This is a genomic window from Nostoc sp. (genome assembly GCF_036917395.1).
In the GTDB taxonomy this organism is placed as follows: Bacteria; Cyanobacteriota; Cyanobacteriia; order Cyanobacteriales; family Nostocaceae; genus Nostoc.
The window spans coordinates 1-25149 of sequence record NZ_JBALDI010000059.1 but is presented as its reverse complement, the minus strand read 5'-3'; the positions used below and the strand labels follow the sequence as shown (position 1 = coordinate 25149).

19 protein-coding genes and 3 pseudogenes are annotated in these 25149 nt (G+C 43.6%); 11 read left to right on the top strand and 11 right to left on the bottom strand.

Translation table 11 applies throughout. The annotated features are described in order from the left end of the window. Nucleotides 1-80: 80 nt before the first annotated feature. From V7K46_RS20520 to V7K46_RS20475, 10 genes and pseudogenes are all read right to left on the bottom strand, one after another. Nucleotides 81-440, bottom strand: coding sequence for a DnaB-like helicase N-terminal domain-containing protein (locus V7K46_RS20520; RefSeq protein WP_335116294.1), 360 nt, complete (start codon nucleotides 438-440; stop codon nucleotides 81-83). A 246-nt stretch (nucleotides 441-686) separates the two neighbouring features. Continuing rightward, nucleotides 687-1409, bottom strand: coding sequence for a hypothetical protein (locus V7K46_RS20515; RefSeq protein ID WP_335116292.1), 723 nt, complete (start codon nucleotides 1407-1409; stop codon nucleotides 687-689). Nucleotides 1410-1617: 208 nt separating this feature from the next. Then, nucleotides 1618-2301 carry a hypothetical protein gene (locus V7K46_RS20510; protein ID WP_335116290.1) on the bottom strand — a complete coding sequence of 228 codons (684 nt, stop codon included), beginning with the start codon at nucleotides 2299-2301 and terminating at the stop codon, nucleotides 1618-1620. Next, entirely contained in the window at nucleotides 2298-2624 is a 327-nt protein-coding gene (locus tag V7K46_RS20505; protein WP_335116288.1) for a hypothetical protein, read from the bottom strand. Before V7K46_RS20505 ends, V7K46_RS20510 begins: the two co-directional genes overlap by 4 nt. Then, on the bottom strand, nucleotides 2625-2756 hold the full coding sequence (locus V7K46_RS20500; protein WP_335116286.1) for a hypothetical protein: 132 nt from the start codon (nucleotides 2754-2756) through the stop codon (nucleotides 2625-2627). It lies immediately after the preceding gene. 2 nt (nucleotides 2757-2758) lie between these two features. Then, nucleotides 2759-3007 (bottom strand): annotated as a pseudogene (locus tag V7K46_RS20495) (VVA0879 family protein); the annotation flags it as partial. Nucleotides 3008-3057: 50 nt separating this feature from the next. Further along, nucleotides 3058-3582, bottom strand: a complete 525-nt coding sequence (locus V7K46_RS20490) for a hypothetical protein (protein ID WP_335116284.1) — start codon at nucleotides 3580-3582, stop codon at nucleotides 3058-3060. Between the two features lie 116 nt (nucleotides 3583-3698). Further along, entirely contained in the window at nucleotides 3699-4589 is an 891-nt protein-coding gene (locus tag V7K46_RS20485) for a hypothetical protein (RefSeq protein ID WP_335116282.1), read from the bottom strand. A gap of 43 nt (nucleotides 4590-4632) precedes the next feature. Beyond that, nucleotides 4633-5052: pseudogene (locus V7K46_RS20480) on the bottom strand (DUF1392 family protein). Nucleotides 5053-5239: 187 nt separating this feature from the next. Continuing rightward, nucleotides 5240-5766, bottom strand: a pseudogene (locus V7K46_RS20475) (IS1 family transposase); the annotation flags it as partial. A 1040-nt stretch (nucleotides 5767-6806) separates the two neighbouring features. Here V7K46_RS20475 and V7K46_RS20470 point away from each other — a divergent pair. The 11 genes from V7K46_RS20470 (at nucleotide 6807) to V7K46_RS20420 (ending at nucleotide 23682) form a co-directional block, all read left to right on the top strand. After that, complete coding sequence (locus V7K46_RS20470) at nucleotides 6807-7061, top strand: hypothetical protein (protein WP_229562076.1); 255 nt, start codon at nucleotides 6807-6809, stop codon at nucleotides 7059-7061. Between the two features lie 116 nt (nucleotides 7062-7177). Next, nucleotides 7178-8179 (top strand): hypothetical protein, encoded by a 1002-nt coding sequence (locus tag V7K46_RS20465; protein ID WP_442939858.1) that lies wholly within the window; start codon nucleotides 7178-7180, stop codon nucleotides 8177-8179. Continuing rightward, nucleotides 8166-8420, top strand: a complete 255-nt coding sequence (locus V7K46_RS20460; RefSeq protein ID WP_335116275.1) for a hypothetical protein — start codon at nucleotides 8166-8168, stop codon at nucleotides 8418-8420. The genes V7K46_RS20465 and V7K46_RS20460 overlap by 14 nt, the downstream gene beginning before the upstream one ends. Beyond that, entirely contained in the window at nucleotides 8417-8824 is a 408-nt protein-coding gene (vapC, locus tag V7K46_RS20455) for a type II toxin-antitoxin system tRNA(fMet)-specific endonuclease VapC (protein ID WP_335116273.1), read from the top strand. Before V7K46_RS20460 ends, vapC begins: the two co-directional genes overlap by 4 nt. A gap of 18 nt (nucleotides 8825-8842) precedes the next feature. Next, nucleotides 8843-9313 carry a Cys-tRNA(Pro) deacylase gene (ybaK, locus tag V7K46_RS20450; RefSeq protein ID WP_335116272.1) on the top strand — a complete coding sequence of 157 codons (471 nt, stop codon included), beginning with the start codon at nucleotides 8843-8845 and terminating at the stop codon, nucleotides 9311-9313. Nucleotides 9314-9727: 414 nt separating this feature from the next. Beyond that, a complete protein-coding gene (drmD, locus tag V7K46_RS20445) occupies nucleotides 9728-12973 on the top strand; it encodes a DISARM system SNF2-like helicase DrmD (RefSeq protein ID WP_335116270.1) in 3246 nt (1081 codons plus the stop codon). Between the two features lie 95 nt (nucleotides 12974-13068). Next, a complete protein-coding gene (locus tag V7K46_RS20440) occupies nucleotides 13069-17091 on the top strand; it encodes an Eco57I restriction-modification methylase domain-containing protein (protein WP_335116268.1) in 4023 nt (1340 codons plus the stop codon). A gap of 111 nt (nucleotides 17092-17202) precedes the next feature. Continuing rightward, a complete protein-coding gene (gene drmA / locus V7K46_RS20435) occupies nucleotides 17203-20625 on the top strand; it encodes a DISARM system helicase DrmA (RefSeq protein WP_335116266.1) in 3423 nt (1140 codons plus the stop codon). A 115-nt stretch (nucleotides 20626-20740) separates the two neighbouring features. Further along, on the top strand, nucleotides 20741-22624 hold the full coding sequence (locus V7K46_RS20430; protein WP_335116264.1) for a DUF1998 domain-containing protein: 1884 nt from the start codon (nucleotides 20741-20743) through the stop codon (nucleotides 22622-22624). Continuing rightward, nucleotides 22624-23421 (top strand): DISARM system phospholipase D-like protein DrmC, encoded by a 798-nt coding sequence (drmC, locus tag V7K46_RS20425; protein WP_335116262.1) that lies wholly within the window; start codon nucleotides 22624-22626, stop codon nucleotides 23419-23421. Before V7K46_RS20430 ends, drmC begins: the two co-directional genes overlap by 1 nt. 45 nt (nucleotides 23422-23466) lie before the next feature. Then, nucleotides 23467-23682, top strand: a complete 216-nt coding sequence (locus V7K46_RS20420; protein WP_335116260.1) for a hypothetical protein — start codon at nucleotides 23467-23469, stop codon at nucleotides 23680-23682. A gap of 484 nt (nucleotides 23683-24166) precedes the next feature. Here the strand turns inward: V7K46_RS20420 and V7K46_RS20415 are convergent, their stop codons facing one another. Continuing rightward, on the bottom strand, nucleotides 24167-25030 hold the full coding sequence (locus tag V7K46_RS20415) for a TauD/TfdA dioxygenase family protein (RefSeq protein ID WP_335116258.1): 864 nt from the start codon (nucleotides 25028-25030) through the stop codon (nucleotides 24167-24169). Nucleotides 25031-25149 lie beyond the last annotated feature (119 nt).

The following is a 25149-nucleotide window of genomic DNA, read 5'->3' as shown; positions in this document are numbered from 1 at the left end:
AGAGTCACTTTTACAAGCGATGATGGTAGGCCAGTTGAGTCCTGCGATTAGCCCAAGAGTAGCGAAGGTGACAATGGCTGTCAGGACAAATAAAGTACCAGAGCGACCAGAGCCAACCCAAGCACCAGCCCAAAAAAGAAGTTCTTTGAGTTGTTCAAACTGCTTGTGACGAAGTTTTTGACGTTGTATTTGTGCTTCGTTAGCCAACTGGTTACAGATAGTAAATCTGTAGGTCTGCTTTGTGTATGGAGCCGCAGCGCAGCTTGGTAAATGTCTTTGTGGGAGGAGATGTAAAATGCTTCGGGGATTAAGCGATCGCACACCCTTGCGATTGCTTCTGGATCAAGCATAATACCGCCGAGTATAGCTTCTTCTGCCTCAATGTTTTGTGGGGGTAAGCGGTCTACAGTGGTGGATTGAAAATTCAATTGTTCTGTCATATTTCCTCGTTATGCGGCTTGTTGGTGATATAAATGGGCATATATTTCGGGATAATTGAGGGATAGCCAATTTAACCAACCATCAGTAGCTCCTGTATTTTCTTGGTCATAGCGGGTACGGAAAGAGGCGATCGCCCGATCACGTCCAAGGCGATCTCCAAGGTCAAGTAATTCGCAGAATATGGCTTTATGCCAATCAAGAGAACGGTTAGCGAAATAGCCGATTGATTGTTTTTCATCTGGTTTTTATTGTTTTGTTGGTGATGATGTGGCTTCTGGTTCAGAAATTTGTGACCAATAGCCCAGTAATTCTTCTAGTCCGGCTTTGGAGCTTTCTAAGTTACCAATTGACTTGAGAACTGTGGGAATTTTCTCTTGCCAAGATTCACTCTCACTCCACTTAGCCCTGTGTTTGGCTATCAACTCTACCAGTCGGCGATCGCAGGTTTGGTAAATCTTGTCCCTGGTAGCAGTACGCCAGGGGAAGCGCCAACTACGCATTTTGATTTCTGTCCTGTACACAGCAGGCAACGAATCAGTTGCCATGATGCTTGGATCTACTAAAACCATGTCAATCAAGTCTTCAATCGACTGGAATTTTGGTTTATTAGGCTTGTTATATTGTTCGCTTTTATCGAACGACCCCACCGCAATAGTTGGTCTACAAGAGGGGTTATCGGTTTGTTGCTTATACTCAGAATTTTTTAACAACGTTCGCGTAGCGTCTCGTAGAGAAGTGGAAAGTTTTGGGGTTGGTTCTTCTGGAGTTGGTTTTTCTAAGCTTGGTTTTTCTGGAGTTGGTTCTTCAAGTTCAATTTCTTTCGTTGTTAAATCAAGTTCTTCTTTTTCACACACACACTCTTGGGTGGGGGGCGCGGGTGGCAAAGCTAGGGGCGCATTGTGTGTAATCTCTGAAGTAATCTTTGAAGTAATCTCTGTATATATAAATATATTGCCCCGATCTGGCATTACAGTATGTCCTTCTGGGGCAACACTCCAGACGCGGAACGGGCATAGTTTTACCCAACATCCTGATTTGGTTTTGCTGCCATTGCAGTTCTTGGCAATCCTGGTAAAGTTCTTTTGCTTCCTGCTTTGTGAGAAAGTCGGGATAATAACTTACAGGTAAAACTGTTGTAGGTTCATCAAAAAGTGTCATTTGTTTCATACATACTCCTTAAGCGGCGATCGCCCGAACAATTTCTTCTGCGCGTTCCTGTGAAATAGCCTGTTCTGGATTCTTGTAAAACCCAATAATTTCTGGTTTAGGACGTACAATAATGCGCTGTGTGGTGGCACGTTTATCCCATACAAAGCACGAGATGGTGATGTTATCGGTAGCCCAACGAGTGCCCCGTTTGTCTTTCCGAAAGCAGAAGCGGGGCATGATTATCACAAGTAACAACGGGTGCTGCTGTAAGAAATCAGCCCGGTCATTGCAAGGTTCGAGAAAGCTAGTAAGTAAAAAAGCAGCGACACCTACACGCGCTTTCTGGTAGGCATTCTTGATAATTGGTGCAGCAAACTCCGAGTATGGTGGGTTAGTACAAATCCAATCGCAATTGGGAAACTTAGCCCAAGATTCGGCTAATGTTGCGTCGTAGTGATAATCTGCTGGCTTATTCGCATCTATATCATTAGTCCAGATCCTTTCGGTGTCGGGCCAAGCTTGAAGTAATGTTGCGATCGCTCCATGCCCCACACACGGCTCACCAATCACACCAGATAATCTAACATGACGTAGTAGTTCTGTAGTAAACCACGATCGAGATTCATAAAAGTTCAGTGGATGCCTACCAACAGTTTCTGCTGTAGATGTACTTGTATGTGGTTGTGGTATCAGCAATTGTGTGGCAGTCATACCGAATCCTCACTAAATTCAATGTGGCTTAAAGTCTGAAGTTCAACAGCTAATCCACTTAAGAAATTTTGGAGTTTGAATGTTGCCAATTCTTTAGATATCTCTTTTTTCGATGTGTAAATAAATTGCTTAAAATTTCCCAAATAAGCTTCTGTACAAGTCAAGTTTTGCTCTGTGTCAGTTAACAGAGTCAAAGTAAATCTTCCCAGTTTGCAGAAGTAATTCGCACGGTTATCACAAGACTTTCCGGGCTGCCAAGTGATTTGTGTTTTTTGACCAATGTGAGCGCTAATAGATTCAAAATCAACGTGAAAAATGTTCATCTAAGTTAGCATTTTGCCACTGTTGTTGCAGTCTAAAATGTGCTGTCTAATTCCCGATTTTGCTAAATCGTCAGGGATATCAATGTGGGCTTCAAATATAATTTTCTCAACTACTGTGACTATGGCTTTCATCTTTAAACTCCAAACTCAAAAACTTTGCGGTTATCAACAATAACCGGATTAATATTGAGCAATCCGCCCCCAGAATAATTACAAGGAATATGACGCTTATCTTTGTCATCGAAGGCTTCTTTATGAACTGGCATCCAGCGTCCTACACAAGAAAATCCTACGGCAGAAGATGGAGCGCCAGCTTTTTTGTAATCTTGGACAGAAGCAATGTGACCGCAACATGGACACTTAAACTTCCATTGCATTGTGTCTTGTCCAAATAGTGTTTATCCAAGAGTTAGCCACTGTTCTTTATTCATATTTAATCCTCCTCATTTTCTAATTCTTCGTCTTCATGGAAACTTACCCCAAATAATTCATGAATAAAAGCTCCGACTTTTTTCCAATCAACTTGGGCTTCAGCTACTTCCGGCATAGGATACTTTTTAGTGATTCTTTTAAAACTCAAAAAATCTTCCCAAGTCCACTCGCCTAACTTATCAGATTCAGCCTCAGTTAGGTAATTTAGGCTAATAATATAACCTTGTACTCTTTCTTTGATTTGTTCTCTGTCGCCAAACTTCCAAAACTCACAAAACCAAGTAATTACTTTTTTTGTACTGTCTGTTTCTGAAGAGTTTTCCTCCACGTCCTCATCTGAACATTCATCTTCGATGGATTCAAATTCTTGAATAGCAAATAAAGCCATAGCCACACACGCTCTTTCTGCTGGATGTGTAGCTGATTGCATTCGATATAATTCGGGGACTACATAACCTTGAATCGCGTAGAATTTCTTAGCTAGTTTTTCAATGAGTACATCTTTTTGGAAGTATCCAAGTTCCATATCCTTTCCCTTCAAGGTAGAATTTGCCTTTGTTGTAAAAGTTTTAATTCTTGATGACTCGGCGATCGCTCTGCTTGCCCAATATCTAATGACCAATATCTAATGACCAATGACTATCAAGCAGTAACCACAGCCTTCTTAGAGAATGCCCCCGCAATTCTTAATGCCGCCGCCGGATTCGGGTGTGCGAAAAATTCATCAATTGCTTTGGTCAACCCCGCAGCTACCACCGGATCGTGACAGGCGTAGACATAGATGGGCTGTTGTACACCGTTAACCAATCGTGTTTCTTGGCGATCGCCCAATTGTGGGTAGAATGTTCTCACCCATGTCCCAAGATGTCCGCGATAGTGAGCGCCGCTCAGGGGGACTTTCTTTGCAAGTTCGCTCTCTGCAAAGTTCACAACCCCCAACCATCGTTCTTCTGAAGAGGTGAGCAATTTTCTGTTGTGTTCTGCCAGAAGATTCCCGGCATAGTCTTTAAATTGCTGTTCCATGTACGGGTTGAGTCTGCCACCAGTTAACTCAGCTAAAGTTTTCATTGCCAAGACAAGAGTATGCAATCGCTGTTCAACTGGGGGGAGGGCTAGTGTGGAGGGTTGTTCTTGTGGTTGAGTAGCGGGTTTTGTCCAGCCCATGATGTCTTGCATCCAGGCGCGAACACCGATACTTTCAAATGCTTCACAGGCTAATCTTGCTTGTTCACTACATCTTTTCCGTGCTTCGTAACCGTAATAGTGAAGTATGGCGGCAACTGCTGCGTCAGGGATACCAGACTGCGACCATCCTAAAATGTCAACACCTTCAAAGCCTTTATGGATAAGCTTTTCAACCATTTTAGAGCGAGAATTGTCAACAGCCGTTTTGAGACTTCTGAATAATCCAGCAGCATCAACCCCAGCTAATCTTGCTGTTGCACGAAGACTAGCCTTACCTTGTCCATTAGAGTCAACAGTGATTTCTTGCTTTATCTGGTCGATGATTCGGGCTACTTCGATTTGTGACATAACTTTAGTTGGGTGATAATTTGTTGTTGTTGATTAGAGAGAATTAGACATTCACGCGCACCAAACTTTTTTCACCAACCAGTGAGAAACGATTCGATATAGTCCGTGATTGAGTTAAGGTTGGCGATACCAATTCGACAAGGTAAAACCAAAACTTATCCACAAGTACAACCCCTAGAATTAGTCGTTGTTTTGTGTCATCACCATAAGAACACAGGATTACTTTCTGCCCTAAAACGAAAGCAAGTTTTTGCACGCTGAGGGTTTATAATTGACCAGCCCCAATGATTTGATGTTCTGTAGCGTGGACAATTTCATCACCACAAATGATTGTATAAAGCCAACATTCATATTTCCACTGAACACCAGAACAGTAACCAAATGTTCTCGTAGTTTTCAGGTAAACTCTTTCTAATAAATTGACCTCAACAGGCGGAATTGTTTGACCCCAAGGTGGAGAGATATACTAACTGGTTTTCAGGGCGTTAATGTAGTCAATCATGCTTTTTACTGTGGGATTAATAACCTAAAAATCCTCGGCAATCTCCAACAAAAAGCCGCGTCCGGTGTTTTGCACTTGTACCCGTTTTTTATCAAGCAAATATTGGATGATAGTTTCTGAGAACTGAATGCGGTGCAAAGGAATAGAACACAATATAGTCTCCCGAATCAATGAATTGAGGGTAAACTTTCCATCCATCTGTGACGTAGAAGTAGGATTCCCAGGAGGAGACAAATTCCCACAAAGGCTTAAATGTTTCTGCGCTATGGTCACCCAATACCCAAGCCAGAATTCCTTGACTAAAATGGTTTACTGCTGTCCACAGCCAGATTTTATTTTTTTTGACCCAACAAAGGTTTCTAATTCATCCAGTTCTCCAACTAATGGAATATTGCGATCGCCTGGATGATTGCGATCGCCTGACAATTCTCCTTCATGCACGTCTTGGCTTGGTGCATCTACCATCGTTTGACCCAGTTGTTTGACCCAGGTGATCATAGTAGTATGATGAACCCCTTTGACACGTTCAATGCCCCTGAAACCCATACCATTGAGATACATTTTTAAGCATTCTTCCTTCATCTGATTACTGTAAGTTCTTGAAGGTTCGTAATATATGCCATCGTCAAGGATTTCAAAGCCGTACTTCTCGCACTCGTTGAAAATCTGCGCCATGATTTCATTACCTGTAGCGCAAGAAGAGGATGTGGGGTGCAAGGGGAAAATTTCTTCTCCCTCGCTAAGAGCTAATAGCTCCTCTGCTTCTTCCTCGAATGGCTCTTGCATTGGCAGCGTGCCCTGTTGGTATTGCTGCTTGACGTAGCTGTGGCATCTGGCTGATGTAGTATCTCGGAAAATCTCTTTGTCGTTGATAATTACGCGCCAGTAGAAGTTTTCATAGTTGTCATGATCGTAAAAGATGCCGGCTATTAGTTCCCGATTAACAAACGCTTCTTGGTCATAAAATGAGAGTTCTGAAATTTGGGGTACTTCTGGTACTTCAGTTGGTGCAAATGGATTAAGCGTCCCATCCTGATGATGCCATTCAATGTAGCGCTGGCATCTTGCAACTGTCGTGTCGCGGAACTTCTCTTCACCGTTGATTATAACTAGCCAAGGTTGGGTAATGAATTCGTTGTGGTCGTAGGCGATGTAAGTGATGAGTTGTTTGCCTGCGTAGATTTCGTAGTGGTTGGAGTTGATTTCAACCGTTGTCAGTAGTTCGGGAGCGATGGCTTGGGCTTGAGCAGCGATGAACCCGTCGAGTTCGGCTTGGGCTGCGGTTTGTTCGTCGGGAACAGCAGGGGTGAGTTTCTGAACCTTGCTTGACTGATATTTAGTGATTGCGGTAATCCAAGCATCCTTGTAACGTTTGTCGCTTACTTCGACTGTGCAGCCGATTTCGCTGTAGATTTGCTTCAGGCGGGCAATGGATTTTAGGTGCAGCTGTTGATGGCCGTAGATGATATAAGTCATAATTAAGATTCCCTGCATGAATGTATGGGTTTTTCAAAAGGCGATCGCTTCCAAAGTTTCCGAGGCTAAGGGCGGTTGCCTTTTGTGATAGTTATATTATGTCATCCTGCTAACTGGTTGTCAACATACTGATTAACAGTTATTCTGTTAATTGATAGTCTGTATGTTGATTGGCTGTTATTCTGTAATCAGATAAGCGTTAATGGAGGTTAATCATTAAAAACATGTTAGCAGTTTGGATGGAAGCATATATTGATATTTCGCAATGGTGGCCCAAAGCTGAAGATGGTAGCCTCTTGTCTGTCTATGCAGTTCATAGGCAGTTTGAGGGTAGCCCGAATGAAGTCACTAGACATACCCTGACTGTCGCCCGTGATGGCAGGCTAAAAAAAGCGGATATCGATAATTTGGTAAAACTAGCAAGGATTTGCTCTGTGCTATCTGGAGAGTTAGTAACTGTCAATGACATTGTGAAAATTGAAGAGGACTCGTGAAGATGATAATGCTCCACCGAGTCCAATCTCAGAGCATTATTGCCATAACTCACCACATACTTAATCTATTTGTCATTGACTCTGAACAAGTACTATTGAATTAAAGGGGTGGAATGATGGCTAAACCATCTTTTAGGCGTAAAAAAGCCACCTCTGCCGCAGAGATAAATTCAAAACCACTCAGTAATTCTGCAAATGAAGCTATCTCTGTTGAGGAAAACCCAGCCTTAGCAACAATTAACGTTACTGCTGTCGAAGTGCCAGAGTTGACAGACGAAGAACAGCGCGATCGCCTACATCTGGAGCGCCGTGTAGAAAGAGCGTTTTTTGAGGCAGGGAAGGCACTGACAGAATTACGTGATCGCCGACTTTACCGTTCAAGTCACCGCACGTTTGAAGATTATTGTCGCGATCGCTTTGGTCATAGTCGCCAAAAGTCAAATTATTTGATTGCAGCAGCTAATGTCTACGAAAATTTGACAACAATTTATTGTCAAAATATGGGAATTGATGATTTGACAACAAATGGATCACAAATCTTGCCCACCAGCGAAGGACAAGTTCGCCCCATGACTAAGTTAGAACCGCAGGAACAGTGGGAAGTGTGGCAAACTGCGGTGAAACAAGCTGGTGGAAAAGTACCATCAGGTCGTGTTGTCAAAGACGTTATAGAGCGGATAATGGAACGCACTAAAGCCGCAAATCCTTACTGTGTAGGGGAGGTATGCCAAATTCTTGTTAAAGATAACTCTGATTTGCGAGGAAAAGGCGGGTGCTGGGGCATCGTTAATCAAGTAGGCGAATTCAGTTGTACAGTGGCAATGTGGGATGGAGAGTACACCGTGAGAATTGACCATCTAAAGCCACTGAATTACTTGCCTACGGAATGTCAGCAGATACAGTTAATCAGCGATCGCATCAGTAGGGTACGGGAAAACGAGAACTTGGAAAAGGCAGCCCGTGCTGTGCTGAAGCATCTGGGGGAGTTGAAGCGACCGTATTTGACTGCGGTGGAGGAGAAGCTGTTAGGTTTGATAGAGAAAGAGTACGAAATCATAGATGAAGTACCATTCTTAATAAACCAAGGAGTAGGAGAAAACAGTAATGCAGAGTATTAAGTTATGTTCTCATGTTGGGGCTGATGGCATTTTGCACCTTGATATCCCTGTTGACGTAACAGACAAAGATATAGTTGTAACAGTAACATATCAACAGCTAGAGCCATCAGACCCCCCAAAAACACCCCAAGAATTAGGATGGCCAGCCGGATTTTTTGAACAAACAGCTGGATCATTAGCGGATGACCCAATTCAAAGATATCCCCAAGGTGATTATGAGATTAGGGAAGCATTAGAGTGAGATATTTGTTAGATACCAATGCTTGTATTATTTATCTGAATCGTCCTATGTCTGCTGTAAGGCGGAGGTTAGAATCGCTATCACCAGCAGATATTGCTGTTTGTTCGATAGTAAAAGCCGAACTATTTTATGGTGCAATGCGAAGCAATAATCCGACACGGACTTTAACATTACAAGAAGCATTCTTAAATAATTTTGTATCTTTATCTTTTGATGATCGGGCGGCTCGGCTTTTTGGCACAATTCGGGCAGAGTTAGGGGCGCTTGGTACACCAATTGGGCCTTATGACTTACAGATAGCAGCGATCACAGTGGTAAATAACTTAACATTAGTCACGCACAACACAAGAGAATTTAGTCGCGTTAGTGGGCTGGTGATTGAAGATTGGGAGCTTGAGCAATAATATCTTTTGTGGACTTGAATGAAAACTAATGCTGCTCGGCTACTTGATAAACTAGGTATTCCTTACCAAATTCTCACTTATGAAGTAGATCCTGCTGATCTGGCTGCCGAGAGTACAGCACAGAAAGTTGGGCTTCCTCCAGAACAAGTTTTTAAGACTTTAGTAGTTAGAGGTGACACAACAGGTATCTGTTTTGCTGTTATACCAGGAAATGCTCAGTTGGACTTAAAAGCCTTGGCGCGGATTTCAGGAAACCGCAAGATTGAGACAGTTGTCCTGAAGGAAGTGCAGCCACTAACAGGATACATCCGTGGAGGTGTAACAGCTTTAGCTAGCAAAAAAGACTATCCTGTTTACCTTGATGAAACAGCAATCCTATTTGAGCAGATTACTGTTTCTGGTGGAATGCGAGGAATGCTGCTTCTGCTATTCCCATCTGACTATTTACGTGCTGTCAGTGGTACTTTGGAGGCAATTGTAAAAAATTAGTACAGAAATTTTCATCAGAAACCATAAAGCGATCGCTAATCAAAGGAAGCTTATAGCTTACTTGAGGAAGACTAAATATTTTTACCAAGAAACTTTATTTTTACCCTGCCCTTAAAAACTAATCTACGTAAGACTTCTGAGAAAAATAATTTGTAAATTGCTTATGAAATAGAAGCTTTAAAATTTTCTTGATAATTAGCTAAATAATATAGCCGTATATAAAAATACTTCATAAGATGTAGCAGGTGCTAAGACTCAAATAGATTAACAAACTATTTTATACCTGTAATTTAAACAAAGCATAGTTGCTTTCTTAGCACTCCAGTCCAACCAGTCATTAGACATAAGGGTTTAGGGGAGTGAAATTGTCATGGGAAGGATAATAGCAGTCCAGTTACAAAGGGGAAGATACTAGTGACTGACGTTGTAACTGGACAGATTGTGCGCGTGCGATCGCGGCAGTATCTTGTAGAAGAAGTTGTGTCTAAGCCGTCTCCAGAGCAAGACACTAAAGTTAGCCTTTCTTGTTTAGAAGATGATGCGTTAGGAGAATCGCTAGAAGTCCTATGGGAACGGGAAATAGATGCCAAAATCGTAGGGGCAACATCATGGGATTCCATAGCGAATCGAGGTTTTGATAATCCGCGTCTGTTTTCTGCCTACCTGCACACATTACGTTGGAACTGCGTAACCTCCACAGATGCCAAGCTTTTTCAAGCGCCTTACCGAGCTGGTATAGAAGTCAAAGCGTATCAGCTAGAACCACTGCGTAAAGCTTTGCTGATGCCGAGAGTCGGTTTGTTTATTGCGGATGATGTCGGCTTGGGCAAGACAATTGAAGCAGGGCTGATACTGCGTGAGATGTTGATGCGGCAAAAGGTTAGGCGAGTAGTGATCTCGTGTCCGCCATCAGTAGTAAGGCAGTGGCAAGAAGAAATGGAGAGCCGCTTTGGACTTACATTTATGATTCTGGATCGTGAGTTTATTGCTGCCCGTCGTCAAGAACGGGGTTATGGAATTAACCCTTGGATGACGCACACTCGGTTCATTATTTCCCACGCCTTGCTACGAGATGAAACATACACCGCACCATTACGGGACTGGCTTGGTGATTTTGCAGCTGCTTCCATGCTCATCCTTGATGAAGCTCATAATGCTGCACCTGCGAGTGGTGCAAAGTATGCGGTTGACTCTCAACTTACCAAAACTGTTCGAGATTTAGCACCGCGTTTTGAACACAAGCTGTTTTTGTCTGCCACTCCCCACAATGGACATTCCAACAGCTTCGCTGCCTTACTAGAAATCCTTGACCCCCAGCGTTTCTGCCGAGGAGTACCCGTTCGTAATCGCAAGTTGCTGGATTCTGTAATGGTACGGCGCTTAAAGCAAGATTTACGGGAGATAGGAGAAGAGTTCCCGCAGCGCTACGTGAATCCTATTATTATAGATAACCTACCAGAAGACGCGCCAGAACTCAAGTTATCTCGATTGCTGCAACAGTATCGCAATCTGCGTGAAGAAAAGCTCAAAGATGCAGCGAAGTCTACCCAGACTACGGCGATGTTAGTAATTACTTCACTACAAAAGCGGCTTTTGTCTTCTATTGAGGCATTTGCTCGGACTTTAAAGGTGCATCGGACGGCGATGGAAAAGCAAGCAGTTAACCGGACTTCCATACATCAAGCCAGTCTCCCATTGCTGTTTGAATCCCCTGGTGCTGATGACGAACGGGCAGAATTTTCTGAAGAGGAAGTAATTGCAGAAGAAGATGCTCAAATGATAGCAGCTACTATACAAGCTGCCGGACAGAGTGCGCGGGAATTAGCAATTTTAGATGAAATGGCAGATGTAGCGAATTCCTCTCGCTACCAGCCAGATCCCCGAATTCAACAACTGGTGGAGTGGATTCGCCAAAATCTTTGTCCCGATCTGGGTCAGCCGAATGCTGCTTGGTTAGAACGGCGAGTAATTATCTTTACAGAATATACAGATACTAAACGTTATTTACAACAACAATTACAAACAGCGATCACCTCCGGTGGGCGGAACGCCATCGCAGGCTCTAACCGCGAACATGAACGCATAGATGTATTTCACGGGGGCATTGGAGAAGAACGCCGCGAAGCTATCAAAAGTGCATTTAACGCTGAAATAGCACGTCATCCCCTGCGAATCCTGATTGCCACAGATGCAGCACGAGAAGGGGTGAACCTCCAAAATAACTGTGCTAACTTGTTCCACTTTGACGTGCCGTGGAACCCATCAAGAATGGAACAGCGTAATGGACGGATTGACCGCAAATTACAGCGATCGCCTGTTGTCCATTGTTATTACTTTGTCTTACCGCAACGCACAGAAGACAAAGTATTGTCCGTACTGGTGCGGAAAACAGCCACGATTCAACAAGAACTTGGCTCTCTTGCACCAGTGGTTGAAAGAAATGTGTCGCGCTTACTGGCTAATGGGATTCGCCACCAAGAAGTAAATCATCTTACTGATTCGATTAATCAGGCAGAGCAATTCAATAACAAAGAAACAGTAAACACGCAAGTAATTAATGAAGAACTGGAGCAAGCCAGACTCCGCCAACAGGATTTGACTAAACAAGTTGAGAATTTACAAGAAATGTTGAAAGACTCGCGGGATTGGTTGGGATTAGATGACAATCACTTCCGTAATGCAATTTCTGCTTCTTTAGAAATTCTGGGAGTCCCAACACTTACCCCTGTAGATGTGAATGAGGTTGCTAACAATCCTGTAACTGCGCGTTGGACAATTCCGGCTCTCGACCAGCGTACTGGTGCAGATCCTACATGGTCAACTACACTTGATACCCTGAGAACACCTCGGAAAATCGGACAAAAGCCTTGGGAATGGCGAAAATCAGCACCGATTCGCCCTGTAGTCTTTCGAGATCCCGGTTCTTTAGATGGGGATGTAGTTCATCTGCATTTAGAACACAGAATTGTCCAACGTCTACTAAGCAGGTTTTTAGCTCAGGGCTTCTTGCATGATGAATTAACCCGTGCTTGTGTTTGTCTGACTGATGACCCCATGCCAAAAGTGATTGCACTGGGACGGCTGGCTCTGTATGGTGAACGGGCTTCTCGCTTACACGATCAGGTGATTGCAGTCGCCGCAGAGTGGTCAGATCCAACCAGTCGGGGACGCAAGAAACTTCAACCTTTAAGAGAAGGCGAGAAAGACAATGTACTGGAATTACTGGAAAATTCCTTAGCTTCTCCTCACTTGCTGCAAGTTGCCGAAGCGGTGAAAGAGCGATTGAAAAAAAGTGCTGCCCAAGATGTAGCAGAATTAATTCCCCATCTGGAACGCCGCGCCACAGCTTTGGCTGAAAGTGCTGAGAAAAAGCTGGCCAATCGGGGTATTAGAGAAGCTGCTGAGATGAAGAAGATTCTGGAAGAGCAACAGACGCGAATTGTCAAGTGTCAGGAAGAATCTAAGGCAGTGCAGTTGACTCTTCCATTCATAGAAGAACAGCGCCAATTGGATGCAGACCGTCGCCATTGGGAAAAACGCCTTCAAGCGATCGCAGTTGAACTAATTTCAGAACCAGCCCGAATTGAAGCCGCATACAAAGTAAAAGCAGTGCGGATTGAGCCAGTCGGCGTAATTTATTTATGGCCGATTTCCGGCTAAAGGGAGTATGAAACCAATTCGCAATTCGCAATTCGCAATTAAATCAAGCCACCCACTAGGGGCGAGGTTTTAAACCTTTACTTTTTTGATAAACAATGGCAAACGATCCAGAAATTCGCTTACATAAAGAATGGTTGGGCTTTCTCCAGCCGATGGGGTTGGTGGTGTCTCCCCCGGCATTGTCAGCAGCCCAAGCTGTGGTTAACCGCAATGTGGTGGAACTGCAACAAACACTCGCTACAGTTGCCAGACGTGAACCCCTCTCTGGTGACATAGACAAGGAAACCTTTGGAATTGACGACTTTCCTGCTTTCACTATCAATGTTCTAGGTTGGCAACCAGAAGATTTAGTTGCCAGTCCAGAGTCATTAGCGATCGCACTCCCAGATTACAACGAAGTTTTAACACCTACGTATGCTGTACCCGACCCTAATGGCGGCTGGATGATGCTGGTACAGGTGCTTTCCCCTGGTACTGAACTTGACAATGCTGGTGCGGAGGATAGTAAATCTATGGCTACTGAGCGCAGTCGAAGTACTGGTTGGCACGTTAGCCCCCAGTCTAAGTTTGAGCGCCTTTTAAAAGAAACAAAAGTTTATACTGGGCTATTGTGCAATGGGACAGAATTGCGTTTGGTTTATGCACCACTTGGTGAGTCATCGGGACATCTCACCTTTCCTGTACAGGCAATGTGTGAGGTATCTGGGCGGCTGATTTTGGGTGCAATGGAGATGTTGGTCTCGGCTGATCGACTGTTTAATGTCCCTAGCGATCGCCGTTTGTCTGCAATCCTGGAAAAAAGTCGGAAATATCAAAACGATGTCTCTATTAAGCTTGCAGAGCAGGTATTAGAGGCATTATGGGATTTACTGCGCGGCTTCCAAATAGCAGATGCAACCACTAAAAGCCGCTTAGTGAGTGACATTGTTTCGACTCCGCTCAACACAAGTGCTACTACTGCGCCCCAGCATATTTACGGTGGACTGATTACTATTCTGCTGCGGTTGGTGTTCTTGCTTTACGCTGAAGACCGGGGACTGATGTCTCAAGATGCAGTTTATACACGCTATTACTCAGTTAGTGGACTTTACGATCGCTTAAGAGAAGATGCAGGCAACTACCCAGATACAATGGATCAAAGGTATGGTGCTTGGGCGTGGTTGCTGAGTCTGTTTCGTTTGGTTTATGATGGCGGCGGTCATGCTGATTTGTACTTACCTGCTCGTCATGGGCAACTATTTGACCCAGATGAATATCCGTTTTTAGAAGGTCGTCCCCAGTATACAAAATATCAAACAGGGGAAAGTATTGAACCGCCTCGCGTTTCAGATGGGGTAATTCACAAGGTATTACAAGGGTTGTTGGTACTGGATGGAGAACGCCTGTCTTACCGTTCTCTAGATGTCGAACAAATTGGTTCCGTCTACGAAGCGATTATGGGCTATGAGGTAGAAAGAGCAAGTAGTCCTGCTATCGGTGTTTGGAGTAAACCCAAAGGTTCCAAATCTTCGGTGACAGTTGTTATCAGCGTTGAGGAAGTTCTCAAAGCTAAGGTGGGAGAACGGGCTAAATATTTAAAGGATGTTGCAGGTTGTGAAATTACTGGGAAATCCTTAACTGAGTTAAAGGATGCGAGGACAGCAGATGAGGTAGTGGCGGCGTTAGGACGCAAGATATCACCGAAAACGCCGAGTTTAATGCCTGTGGGTTCTCTGTATTTGCAACCGGGGGAAGAACGGCGGCGTAGTGGTTCTCATTATACGCCTCGTGCGTTGACTGAGCCGATTGTTCGTGAAACTCTCAGACCAATTTTATCGGCTTTGGGAGAAAACCCCACACCAGAGCAGATTTTAAACTTGAAAGTTTGTGATTTGGCGATGGGTTCGGGGGCGTTTTTGGTTGAAAGTTGTCGCCAATTGGCTGAAAAATTAGTTGAAGCATGGAATAAGCAAAACGTATTACCTGAAATTCCAATTGATGAAGAACCATTACTTTATGCGCGGCGGTTAGTAGCGCAACGATGTTTGTATGGAGTAGATAAAAACCCTTTTGCGGTGAATTTGGCTAAGTTATCTTTGTGGTTAGCGACTTTGGCGAAAGCTCATCCTTTTACATTTTTAGACCATGCGTTTAAGTGGGGAGATTCTTTAGTTGGGTTAACTTCTGAACAAATTAAAACGTTTACTTGGTCTGAAGACAAGACTTATAAAGATCCAAATTTAGCTTTGCTTAATTTATCGATGGAGAAAGTGAAGTTTGACAGAGATGAAATTCACAAGTTAGATGAGGATAATTATGCAGCAAAACGCGATTTTTACAACAATATAGAAACCGAGTTGCATGATATTCGGCTGAAAGGGGATTTGGTTATTGCTTCATTTTTCGCTAAGGATAAAGATAAAGCGAGAAAAGATGAGCGGGATAATTCATGGTTAAAGTTTTATAATAGGCAGAAAAATCAAGAAGATGATTTAGATGTCAGGCGGATTTGTGCAGAGTTGAGGTATGGGGAGAAACCAGTTCCGGCGTTTAATTGGGAGATTGAATTTCCCGAAGTGTTTGAGCGAGATAATCCGGGGTTTGATGCGATTGTTGGTAATCCGCCATTTTTGGGTGGTAAACGAATTAGTACAGTATACGGTGATGGTTATAGGGATTGGTTGCCTGTAATTAATCCAGAATCTAACAATAATAGTGATTTAGTTGCTCACTTTTTCAGACGAGCGTTTACACTGTTACGAAAATTTGGATGTTTTGGTTTAATTGCCACAAATACTATTTTTCAAGGTGATACACGTAGCAGTGGATTAAGCTATATATGTCATAATAAAGGTATAATTTACAATGCTCAAAAGCGGTTAGATTGGCCGGGTTTAGCAGCTGTTGTTGTAAGTGTAGTTCACATTTTTAAAGGTGAGTATAAAGGTATAAAGCTGTTAGATGGGCGCGAAGTTGACTTAATCTCTGCCTTTCTATTTAAGTCAGGTGGACATAAAAACCCTGCTGTTTTATTAGCAAATACTAATAAAAGTTTCATTGGTAGCATTGTGCTGGGAATGGGTTTCACATTTGATGATTCCAACCCTGACACTACACCTATTCCAGAAATGCACCGTTTGATTGAACAAAATCCCAAAAATCAAGAGCGAATATTTCCTTATATTGGTGGAGAAGAGGTTAACTCTAGTCCGACTCATTCACATCATCGCTATGTAATTAATTTTGGGGAGATGAATGAAGATGAAGCACAACAGTATCCTGATTTAATGAAGATTGTAGAGGAGAAAGTTTATCCAGAAAGAAAAAATAAGCCTGGAAGTTATAGCCGTCAGTGGTGGCTTTTTGGACGACGAAACCAAGAAGGTAACAAAGCGATCGCCCCTCTCGGACGGGCTTTAGTAACCAATTGTGGTGCTAGTAAATATATATCATTCTCATTTCAACCACCGAGAATGGTTTTTGCTCATTCTCTAGCTATCTTTCCACTAACAACTTATTCTGCATTTTGTACTCTCCAATCTCGCATACATGAAATTTGGGCAAGATTTTTCAGTTCATCATTGGAAGACCGACTTCGCTACACTCCCTCAGATTGCTTTGAAACCTTCCCCTTTCCTGAAAACTGGGAAACCAACCCTACCTTAGAAACCGTAGGCAAAGAATACTATGAATACCGCGCCGCCTTAATGGTTCGCAACAACCAGGGACTCACCGACACCTACAACCGCTTCCACGATCCTGACGAACGCCACCCCGATATTTTACAACTACGCTTACTCCACGCCCAAATGGATCGCGCCGTCCTCGATGCTTACGGCTGGACAGATATTTCCACAGACTGCACCTTCCTACTTGACTACGAAGATGAAGAAGACGACGAAAACACCGGCAAACGCCAGAAAAAAAAGCCTTGGCGCTACCGTTGGCCTGAAGAAATTCACGACGAAGTATTAGCCCGTTTACTCGAACTCAACCAGCAACGCGCCGAAGCGGAAATTTTAGGCGGTAAAGCTGCTGAGAAATCCAAGGCAAAAGGGAATACTAAAAAAGTAGCGAAATCTCGCAAAGTGACGGAAACGACTTTAACTATTCCTGATTTTCCCTCTACTTCTATGTGACAGGTTCAACGTTAGCCATACCGATGAATTCCTAAAAAAGCATAGCCATCCTAAATCATTTATGAACACTTACTGTTCCCTATTCCCTATTCCCTGTTCCCTGCCCTCATTATGACCACATCTGCCGAAGTGCGATCGCATCTAATCCGCGCCATGCAACTAGACTTGGTGGGGCCAACCCCTGATGATGTTGAATATGCCGAGGAAATCCTCACCCAAGCTCCTTCTAAGTGGTATCTTACAGGTTTCTTAGTACCTTTTGGAGCGCCTGTTGAAGTGCGATCGGACGAAACAGCAGATGACACACTCGAACAACTTAGTAGCAGTGATACTAATGAAGATGCCAATGCTCCCGAAGCCTCCTCAGCCCGTAAAGCTCACTTTCCTTCTTCCATTGGCTTGAGCTTTCTTCTACCAGAAAATACCACAGAACTGAATATAACTGTCCAGTGGGGTGACTACCAATTTCTTGAAAGCGAAACAGAATTAGATGATAGCGAGAATCCCCAGTCAGCCAAGCAAGAATTATGGCAACGCTCTCCTCATTGCATTAGTATGCCTATTTCCCTGCTGGGAAATCAGCGAAAAATTCAGATTGAAGTTCCAGACAGCAACGGCTTAAAGTTATTTGTGTCAAATCGGGCTGTAGCTTCATCACCTCAACAAAAACTCCCTGTTGGTACGCGTTCAGTTTCAGTATTCTTAGTTAACTACCGCAGCAACAATCCTAACCAAAAGCACGACATCAGTTTTATTTTTCAAGCCTGCCTCACCATCCGCACAGCTGAGGCTTTTGTATCCCGCCCTAACTTGCGGGGGCAAAACAGCCAAGACAGAGACGAAGCGGTGTCAAGCCTGCAATACCGCAACGATTGCGAATATGCTGTTGGACACAATGTTTCTGCTATTACTATCCTTAGCTCGAATCATATCTGTCAAGAAATTCGTACTAACTGGATGCCCACAGCAGAGGTGGCCAGAGTAGAACCAGCAGAAATTCCAGGGCTAAAACTAGGCATGGAAGCACTAGCTAAGGCAAAAGACGCGGCGACTATATCTGAGATGGTTTACCCAATGGTGTCTGCATATACTGACTGGATTACCAAACAGCAAGCCGCAGCCCCGACTGAACCGCACCAGAGAAAAATTGCTAGTGAATTATTAACCACAGCTAGCAGAATTAAGCAACGCATAGCCGCCGGATTACAAGCTTTAGAAGATCCTCTGGTGCTAGAAGCTTTTCAAATCGTTAACCAAGCCCTAGCAACTGCTAGAAGACAACGCCTAACTCACGATAATCCAGACAAATCCCCTGAAGACTTTTCACCACCGAAGTGGCGACCTTTCCAGCTAGCTTTTCTGCTGTTGAACATCCTGAGCATTGCTCAACCAGAACATCCAGATCGGGAAATAGTAGATTTGCTGTTCTTTCCCACAGGTGGCGGCAAAACCGAAGCCTATTTAGGGTTGGCAGCGTTCACTCTGGTGCTGCGTCGTCTGCGCGATCCTAGTATCCACTCTGCTGGTGTCAGCGTTCTCATGCGCTACACTCTGCGCCTCTTGACCCTAGACCAATTGGAAAGAGCCGCAACCCTCGTCTGTGCCTTAGAACTAGAACGTCAGCAAAATCCTAGACTAGGTAAGCATCCTTTTGAAATTGGGTTGTGGGTTGGGCAGGGTGCCACACCCAATAAAATGGGTAAAAAAGGCGACAAAGATAATTCAGCTTGGGCGCGGACTCAAGAATTTGATCGGCATTATCCTCATAAACCGAAGCCGATTCCCCTAGAAAGGTGTCCTTGGTGTGGTACGGAATTGAAAGCGCGATCGTTTCAGCTTTTACCACTTGCCGATGCACCTACTGACCTGCGGGTAATCTGTGACAATCGGAAAAAACACGCAGATTGTAAACCTGCTTGTGTATTTAAAGGCAACAATCCCCTACCCATCGTTGCCGTAGATGAACAAATCTATCGACGGCTTCCTTGCTTCATAATTTCTACCGTTGATAAATTTGCGAATCTGCCTTGGGTTGGTCAAACTGGAGCGCTATTTGGCAAGGTAACTCATTTTGATGAAAAAGCCGGATTCACCGGGCCAGCTGATGCTAAAACCAAAGGTCGAGCCTTAGACAAAAATTTACCCCCACCAGATTTGATTATTCAAGACGAATTGCACTTGATTTCTGGGCCTTTGGGAACAATGGTGGGATTATACGAAACTGTTCTTGATGTTCTGTGTAGTGCGACGCACAATAATAAAACTATCCGACCGAAGATTATTGCCTCCACTGCTACAGTCCGCCGTGCGGAGCGCCAAATTCAAGCTTTATTTAGTCATAGCCAGGTAGATATTTTTCCGCCTCCTGGGCCCGATCGCCACGACTCCTTTTTTGCCGAAACCGTACCAATTACCAAAACACCGGGACGGCTTTATGTCGGAGTTGTAGCCCAAGGACGCAGCCTGAAGGTAGTTCTGTTACGAGCATACTTAGCCCTGTTGGGAGCAGCTAAACAAGCTTGGGAAGATGTCGGCGGGAAAACAAATCCGCATAATCCTGCTGACCCTTATATGACACTGCTAGGTTATTTTAATTCCCTGCGGGAATTGGGTGGTAGTCGCCGCCTAGTGGAAGATGAGGTAAACTCGCGCCTGAGTCATTATGGCGATCGCCGTCGCTATCAAGAACCGTTTAGCTTATTTTGCGATCGCAAAATAGATGATGAACCAGAAGAATTAACCTCTCGCATCAGCACTAACAAAGTTGCTAATACCAAACGTCGTCTAGCTTTACCTTTTCATGATCAAGAAAGAGTTGATATTGCCCTAGCAACTAACATGATTTCTGTAGGGCTAGATATCACGCGCTTAGGGCTGATGGTAGTTTTAGGACAGCCGAAAACCACTGCTGAATACATTCAAGCTACCAGCCGCGTCGGTCGAGAAGCTGAAAAACCTGGTTTAGTCGTTACCTTACTCAACATTCACCGACCGCGCGATCGCTCTCACTACGAACGTTTTCAAATCTGGCATGATACTTTCTACCGCACAGTGGAAGCAAGTAGCGTTACTCCCTTCTCACCCCGCGCCATCGATCGGGGTTTATCAGGTGTTACCGTTGCCCTTGCCAGATTAGGTAATCCAGAAATGACAGCGCCTCTAGGTGCTGCTCAAATTACCCAACATCGCCTGCTTTTAGATTTTGTTGTGGATGCGATCGTTAAACGTGCAGAAGGACATAGCCCCTTAAAAGCCGATGAAGCCGAAAGTCTGCGTCAAGAAATCCGGCGACAAGTTATAGACCGTTTAGATACATGGCAACATATTGCCGTGCAAGACCAACGCTTACAATATCAACGCAATGAAATAGAGATGGCAGCCCCTTTATTACTTGATGCCCTTGACCCCAAAGCGGACAAAGAAAGTAGCGATCGGCAAAAATTCAAAGCCCAACGCAGCTTGCGGGATGTCGAGCCAGTAGTAAAACTTTTTGTGCGTGACCCTGTTGGCTTAGAAATAGAGGAAGAGGTTTAATGGACTTACAAATCAAAAAATATCCCAAAACTGACGCAAAAATCCTCTCAATTTCTCCTCTCTCTGTGTTCTCTGCGTCTCTGTGGTTTGATAATTTATTTCTTGGAAATCCCTAATGAAGAAGTCAAATAATAAAATAAAACCACAAGCAGAAATCCGCCAAAGCCAGCTTTTATCAACCTTTGGCCCAGGAGCAATGGTAGATTTACCTAAATACTCGGTAGTAATTGGGGGATTGACCTACTGGAAAGGCGAAATGCAGCCCATTCGTGAAGACCGTTTGAAAGATAAAGTTTGCGAAATGCTGCAAGTTAAGAATATCGAACTATTTAGTCCACCAAGAGAGACTTCAGACCCTAACATGCCCCTCACTGGTGTGGATGCATTTATTTTTCCTGCTTGGTTTGTAGCTCAAGTCGATCAAACCATTCGCTTCAACGGGAAAGATTACCGTACCCGTCCCCTAGCTAACTGGCGAACAGTCAAGGAGGGATCAAAATTTGAAGGACAGCGCGTGTCATACGTACCAGTCCGCTTTGTGCAAGCTTGTATAAATGGACATCTGAGCGATATAGACTGGTACGCCTTTGCCCATAATGATTTCAAAACCAACTGTCGGGGACAACTGTGGCTAGATGAAGGTGGCTCTGGCAATGACTTTGAAGAAATTTTTGTGCGCTGTGAAGGCTGCAAAGCCCGTCGTCCACTTTCCATAGCTAAAGCCAAAAATTCCAAAGTTTTCGGACAATGCCAAGGGCATCGTCCTTGGTTAGGTGCTAAAGCTCAGGAACCTTGTTGGGTCTGTGTCCCAGATAAATCAGGTAATATTGTCCAAACTAACGAACCAGAACATAACCGTCTTTTGGTACGTTCTGCTAGTAATGCTTATTTTGCTCAAACCCTCAGCGTGATTTCGATTCCAGATGCTGATGAGCAATTGAAAAAAGTAGTGGATCGCCATTACTTACAGGACTTGGAATATTTGGAAGACTTGGATGAAGTGCAAAAAAATCTGAAAAGGAATCTTAAGTATGCTGATTTAAATAAATTTGGAGCAGAGTTGGTTTGGGCAGAAATTCAACGCCGTCAAAGTGGAAGAAGCAGCGATTCTAAAACCATCAAACAAGTAGAAATTGAAGCTTTACTTTCTTGTTCAGCAGAAATAGGTACTTCTAATGACGAGTTTTACGCTAGTAAACGCAAGTTAGATAATTTCAATCCCGCACTATTGCCATTTATAGAACAGGTAGTATTGGTGCATCGTCTGCGAGAAGTGATTGCCCAAGTTGGCTTTACCCGTTTTGAGGCATCCATCCCTAATATTGAAGGAGAAATTGATGATTTAAGCATTAATGTGCGGCGTGCTGATTTGGATTTTGAACGTCAATGGGTGCCTGCGATTGAAAATAAAGGCGAAGGCGTGTTTATTGCCTTCAACAAACAAGCGATAAAAGATTGGCAGCAACGGAAGGCTGTTAAACAACAGGGGCAAAAATTAGAAAGGGGTTTCAATGTCTGGCGCGATCGTAAAGGCATTCCCCCTGAAAAAGCCATTTTCCCTGGACTTCCTTATATTATGCTGCATTCCCTATCACACCTCTTGATTACAGCAGTGTCTTTGGAGTGTGGTTATGCTGCTAGTTCAATTCGTGAACGCATCTATGCCAGTGATGCAGGTTATGGCATCCTTTTATATACTGGTTCTCCCGGTTCTGAGGGGACTTTAGGGGGACTTGTACAAGTAGGGAATCAACTTGAAGAACATTTGAATGTTGCCCTAGAGTTGGGAAAACTTTGTTCTAACGATCCAGTATGCGCTCAACATCAACCAGATAACGTACAAGAGGAAAGATTTTTACACGGATCTGCTTGTCACGGATGCCTACTGATCGCGGAAACTTCCTGTGAACGCCGCAATGAGTTTCTCGATAGAGCATTGGTTGTGGCTACTGTTGAAGGACTAGGAGCAGAATTCTTTCCAGATCAGGTACTTGTTTGATGGGTTTTCTCAACCTCAGTCGTCCAACCCTCGTTAATTTGGCAGCAGCTTTAGAAACTGGCAGACTTTCTCCGCCCTTTTCTATATCCAATGTAGCTAACTACATCCCTGCGGCTTTAAATCGAGACATAGTTGATGAACTCAACCGCCTTAATCTCATCGGCGTACATTCTCAGCATATTGCTTATACACTGCGACTTTTGGCAGAGGAACGAAGTACATCCCAAGCAGTAAGCGACCGCGTTGACTTAGTTTGGACTGGCCCAGAAATTGCTGGTTCCCAAAGCCGCGATACTGCTATTGTTGTGCGTGAGTTGTTTAGTACTGCCAAAACAAGTGTTTTGATTTCCAGCTTTGCTATTGATAAGGGGTATAAAGCACGAGAGTTATTTACAGTGCTGGCAGAACGAATGGATTTTAACCCAGAACTAAATGTGCGGATGTTTCTTAACGTTAATCGACCGCATAACAGCGAAATGCCAACATCTACTTTACTGCGGGAGTTTGCCAGTACTTTTCGCCAAGATATTTGGCCTGGAAAAAGACTACCTGAAGTATTTCACGATCCGCGATCGCTGACGCTGGGTGTGGAATCAAAAGCTTGTTTACACGCCAAATGTGTTGTTGTAGATAGGGAGCGTGTGCTTGTGACCTCCGCTAATTTTACAGAAGCGGCTCACGAGCGCAATATTGAAGCTGGTGTATTACTAAAAGACCCAGTGACGGCTCTTGCTTTGCAAATACAATTTGAAAGCTTGGTTACAAGAAATATACTATGTCGAATTCCTGGAATCTGACTATTTTAAGCAATATTTCATGAGCTAGATTAATGGAGAAAAACAATGAAGACAAGAATACAGCAAATTTTAACTGAGCTTGAGTGTGTTCAAGAAAGTTTTTTAGGGTTTTCTGATGATATCTGGCTAAATATTGAACATAATGATTCTCAAGCAGTTCAGAAAGGATCTGAATTTAAAGTAGCTTTTAACGAAAAACTAGATGAATTCAACCGAATCTCTGCTGAAATCTCAAATTTAATTGAAAAGTATACTAACTAGGACTTACGGACTGTACAAATAAACCATAATGTGCGAAATGATATTTGGTAGTTTCAAGCGTTTCGTATAACCCTAATTTACTTATTCCCAAGCGATCGCTAGCTGCTGAACATAGCTGAAATACCCATATTCCGTATAGTACTTATGTACGATGCGTAAGTCCTAGAATATATTCCGATTCTTTGGAGGAGACAGTCAAAAATCTGTTGCAGTCGTTGGGGAAGCTGAATAGACCTTATTTGACGACTGTGGAAGAGAAATTGTTGAGTTTGATAGAGAAGGAGTATGGTGTTACAGATTAAATTTTAGAAATGCCTAACTAATTACCCCGCAAGGGGACTGAAACTTTCAAGTGCGCTAACACTAATAATTAGGGTGTTAAGTTTCCAAAACTAATTACCCTGCAAGGGGACACAATACCGGAACTAATTGAGGGTTAGCATTCTTTTGTTGACCCCGCCAAATCCCGCAATTGTCTCCAACTTCAGCTATTCGCCATAACAGCAACACGGAGAGCAATCCGCTTATATTTGTTTGCATTGTAGGGCATACCTGTATGCATAACTTGGGAGTTATCCCAAAACACAATATCTCCAGCTTGCCAAATATGGGCATAAACTGGCGTACAGTCCAGAATCTCCCGAAACAATTGCTGCCAATACTGTTTAGCAGCTTCTGGTTTGTTTTCTAGCCCTTTGAGAATCGAAGTGTCTGAACCCAAATATAAACAATAGCGCCCAGTCACTTTGTGAGTTGAGACAATTGGATGTAATTTCCGAGGAATCTCTACCCCTGGCTGTGAGGAGATAGGTGACAGGTGATACATCGACAATAATCCTAATTGCTGTTGATGTGAAGGAGCGAGATTGTGGTAGGCTTCCACCATGTCGAGAAATTCAGTGGTGTGGGGGTGTCCATCCGTTCCTTCATCCGGGATGGACACCCCATAAAGCATCACGACATAGAGGGCATTCATATCCAGTCCCTGTGTTTTAGGGAGATGGTCTTTATCGTGATGCCATTGCCAAGCAACTTTGCCGACCACCTCACCAGAAAGCCCCTTGGGATTACCTAAAATAGAGACTCCAGGACTTTGTAAGTCTGGAGCAATTTCGGGATCTAAAGGCTTGGGGCGACGACCGAGGGTTGAGTCACCAAACGTCTGGATGGCAAAGTCTTTCAACTGGGATGCCGTCAGTTTTTGCTTTCTGACAACAATAACCCCGTGTTCCCAAAGAGATTGCTTTAATTCCTCAACTTGTTGGTCTGTTATGAATACAAGATTACAATCTCGTAGAACTTCCTTGCCCAGTCTTGAATGCTGCTGCACGGTCAACAATTTATTCATCTTAAGTAAATACCGTTTGATAATACTAGACCTCTTGCAAAAAAGTTTTGTGGTATTATGTAGAGTTATGAAAATTTCAAGTTAATTAGCTTTTTGAAGATCATAATTATAAATTCCAG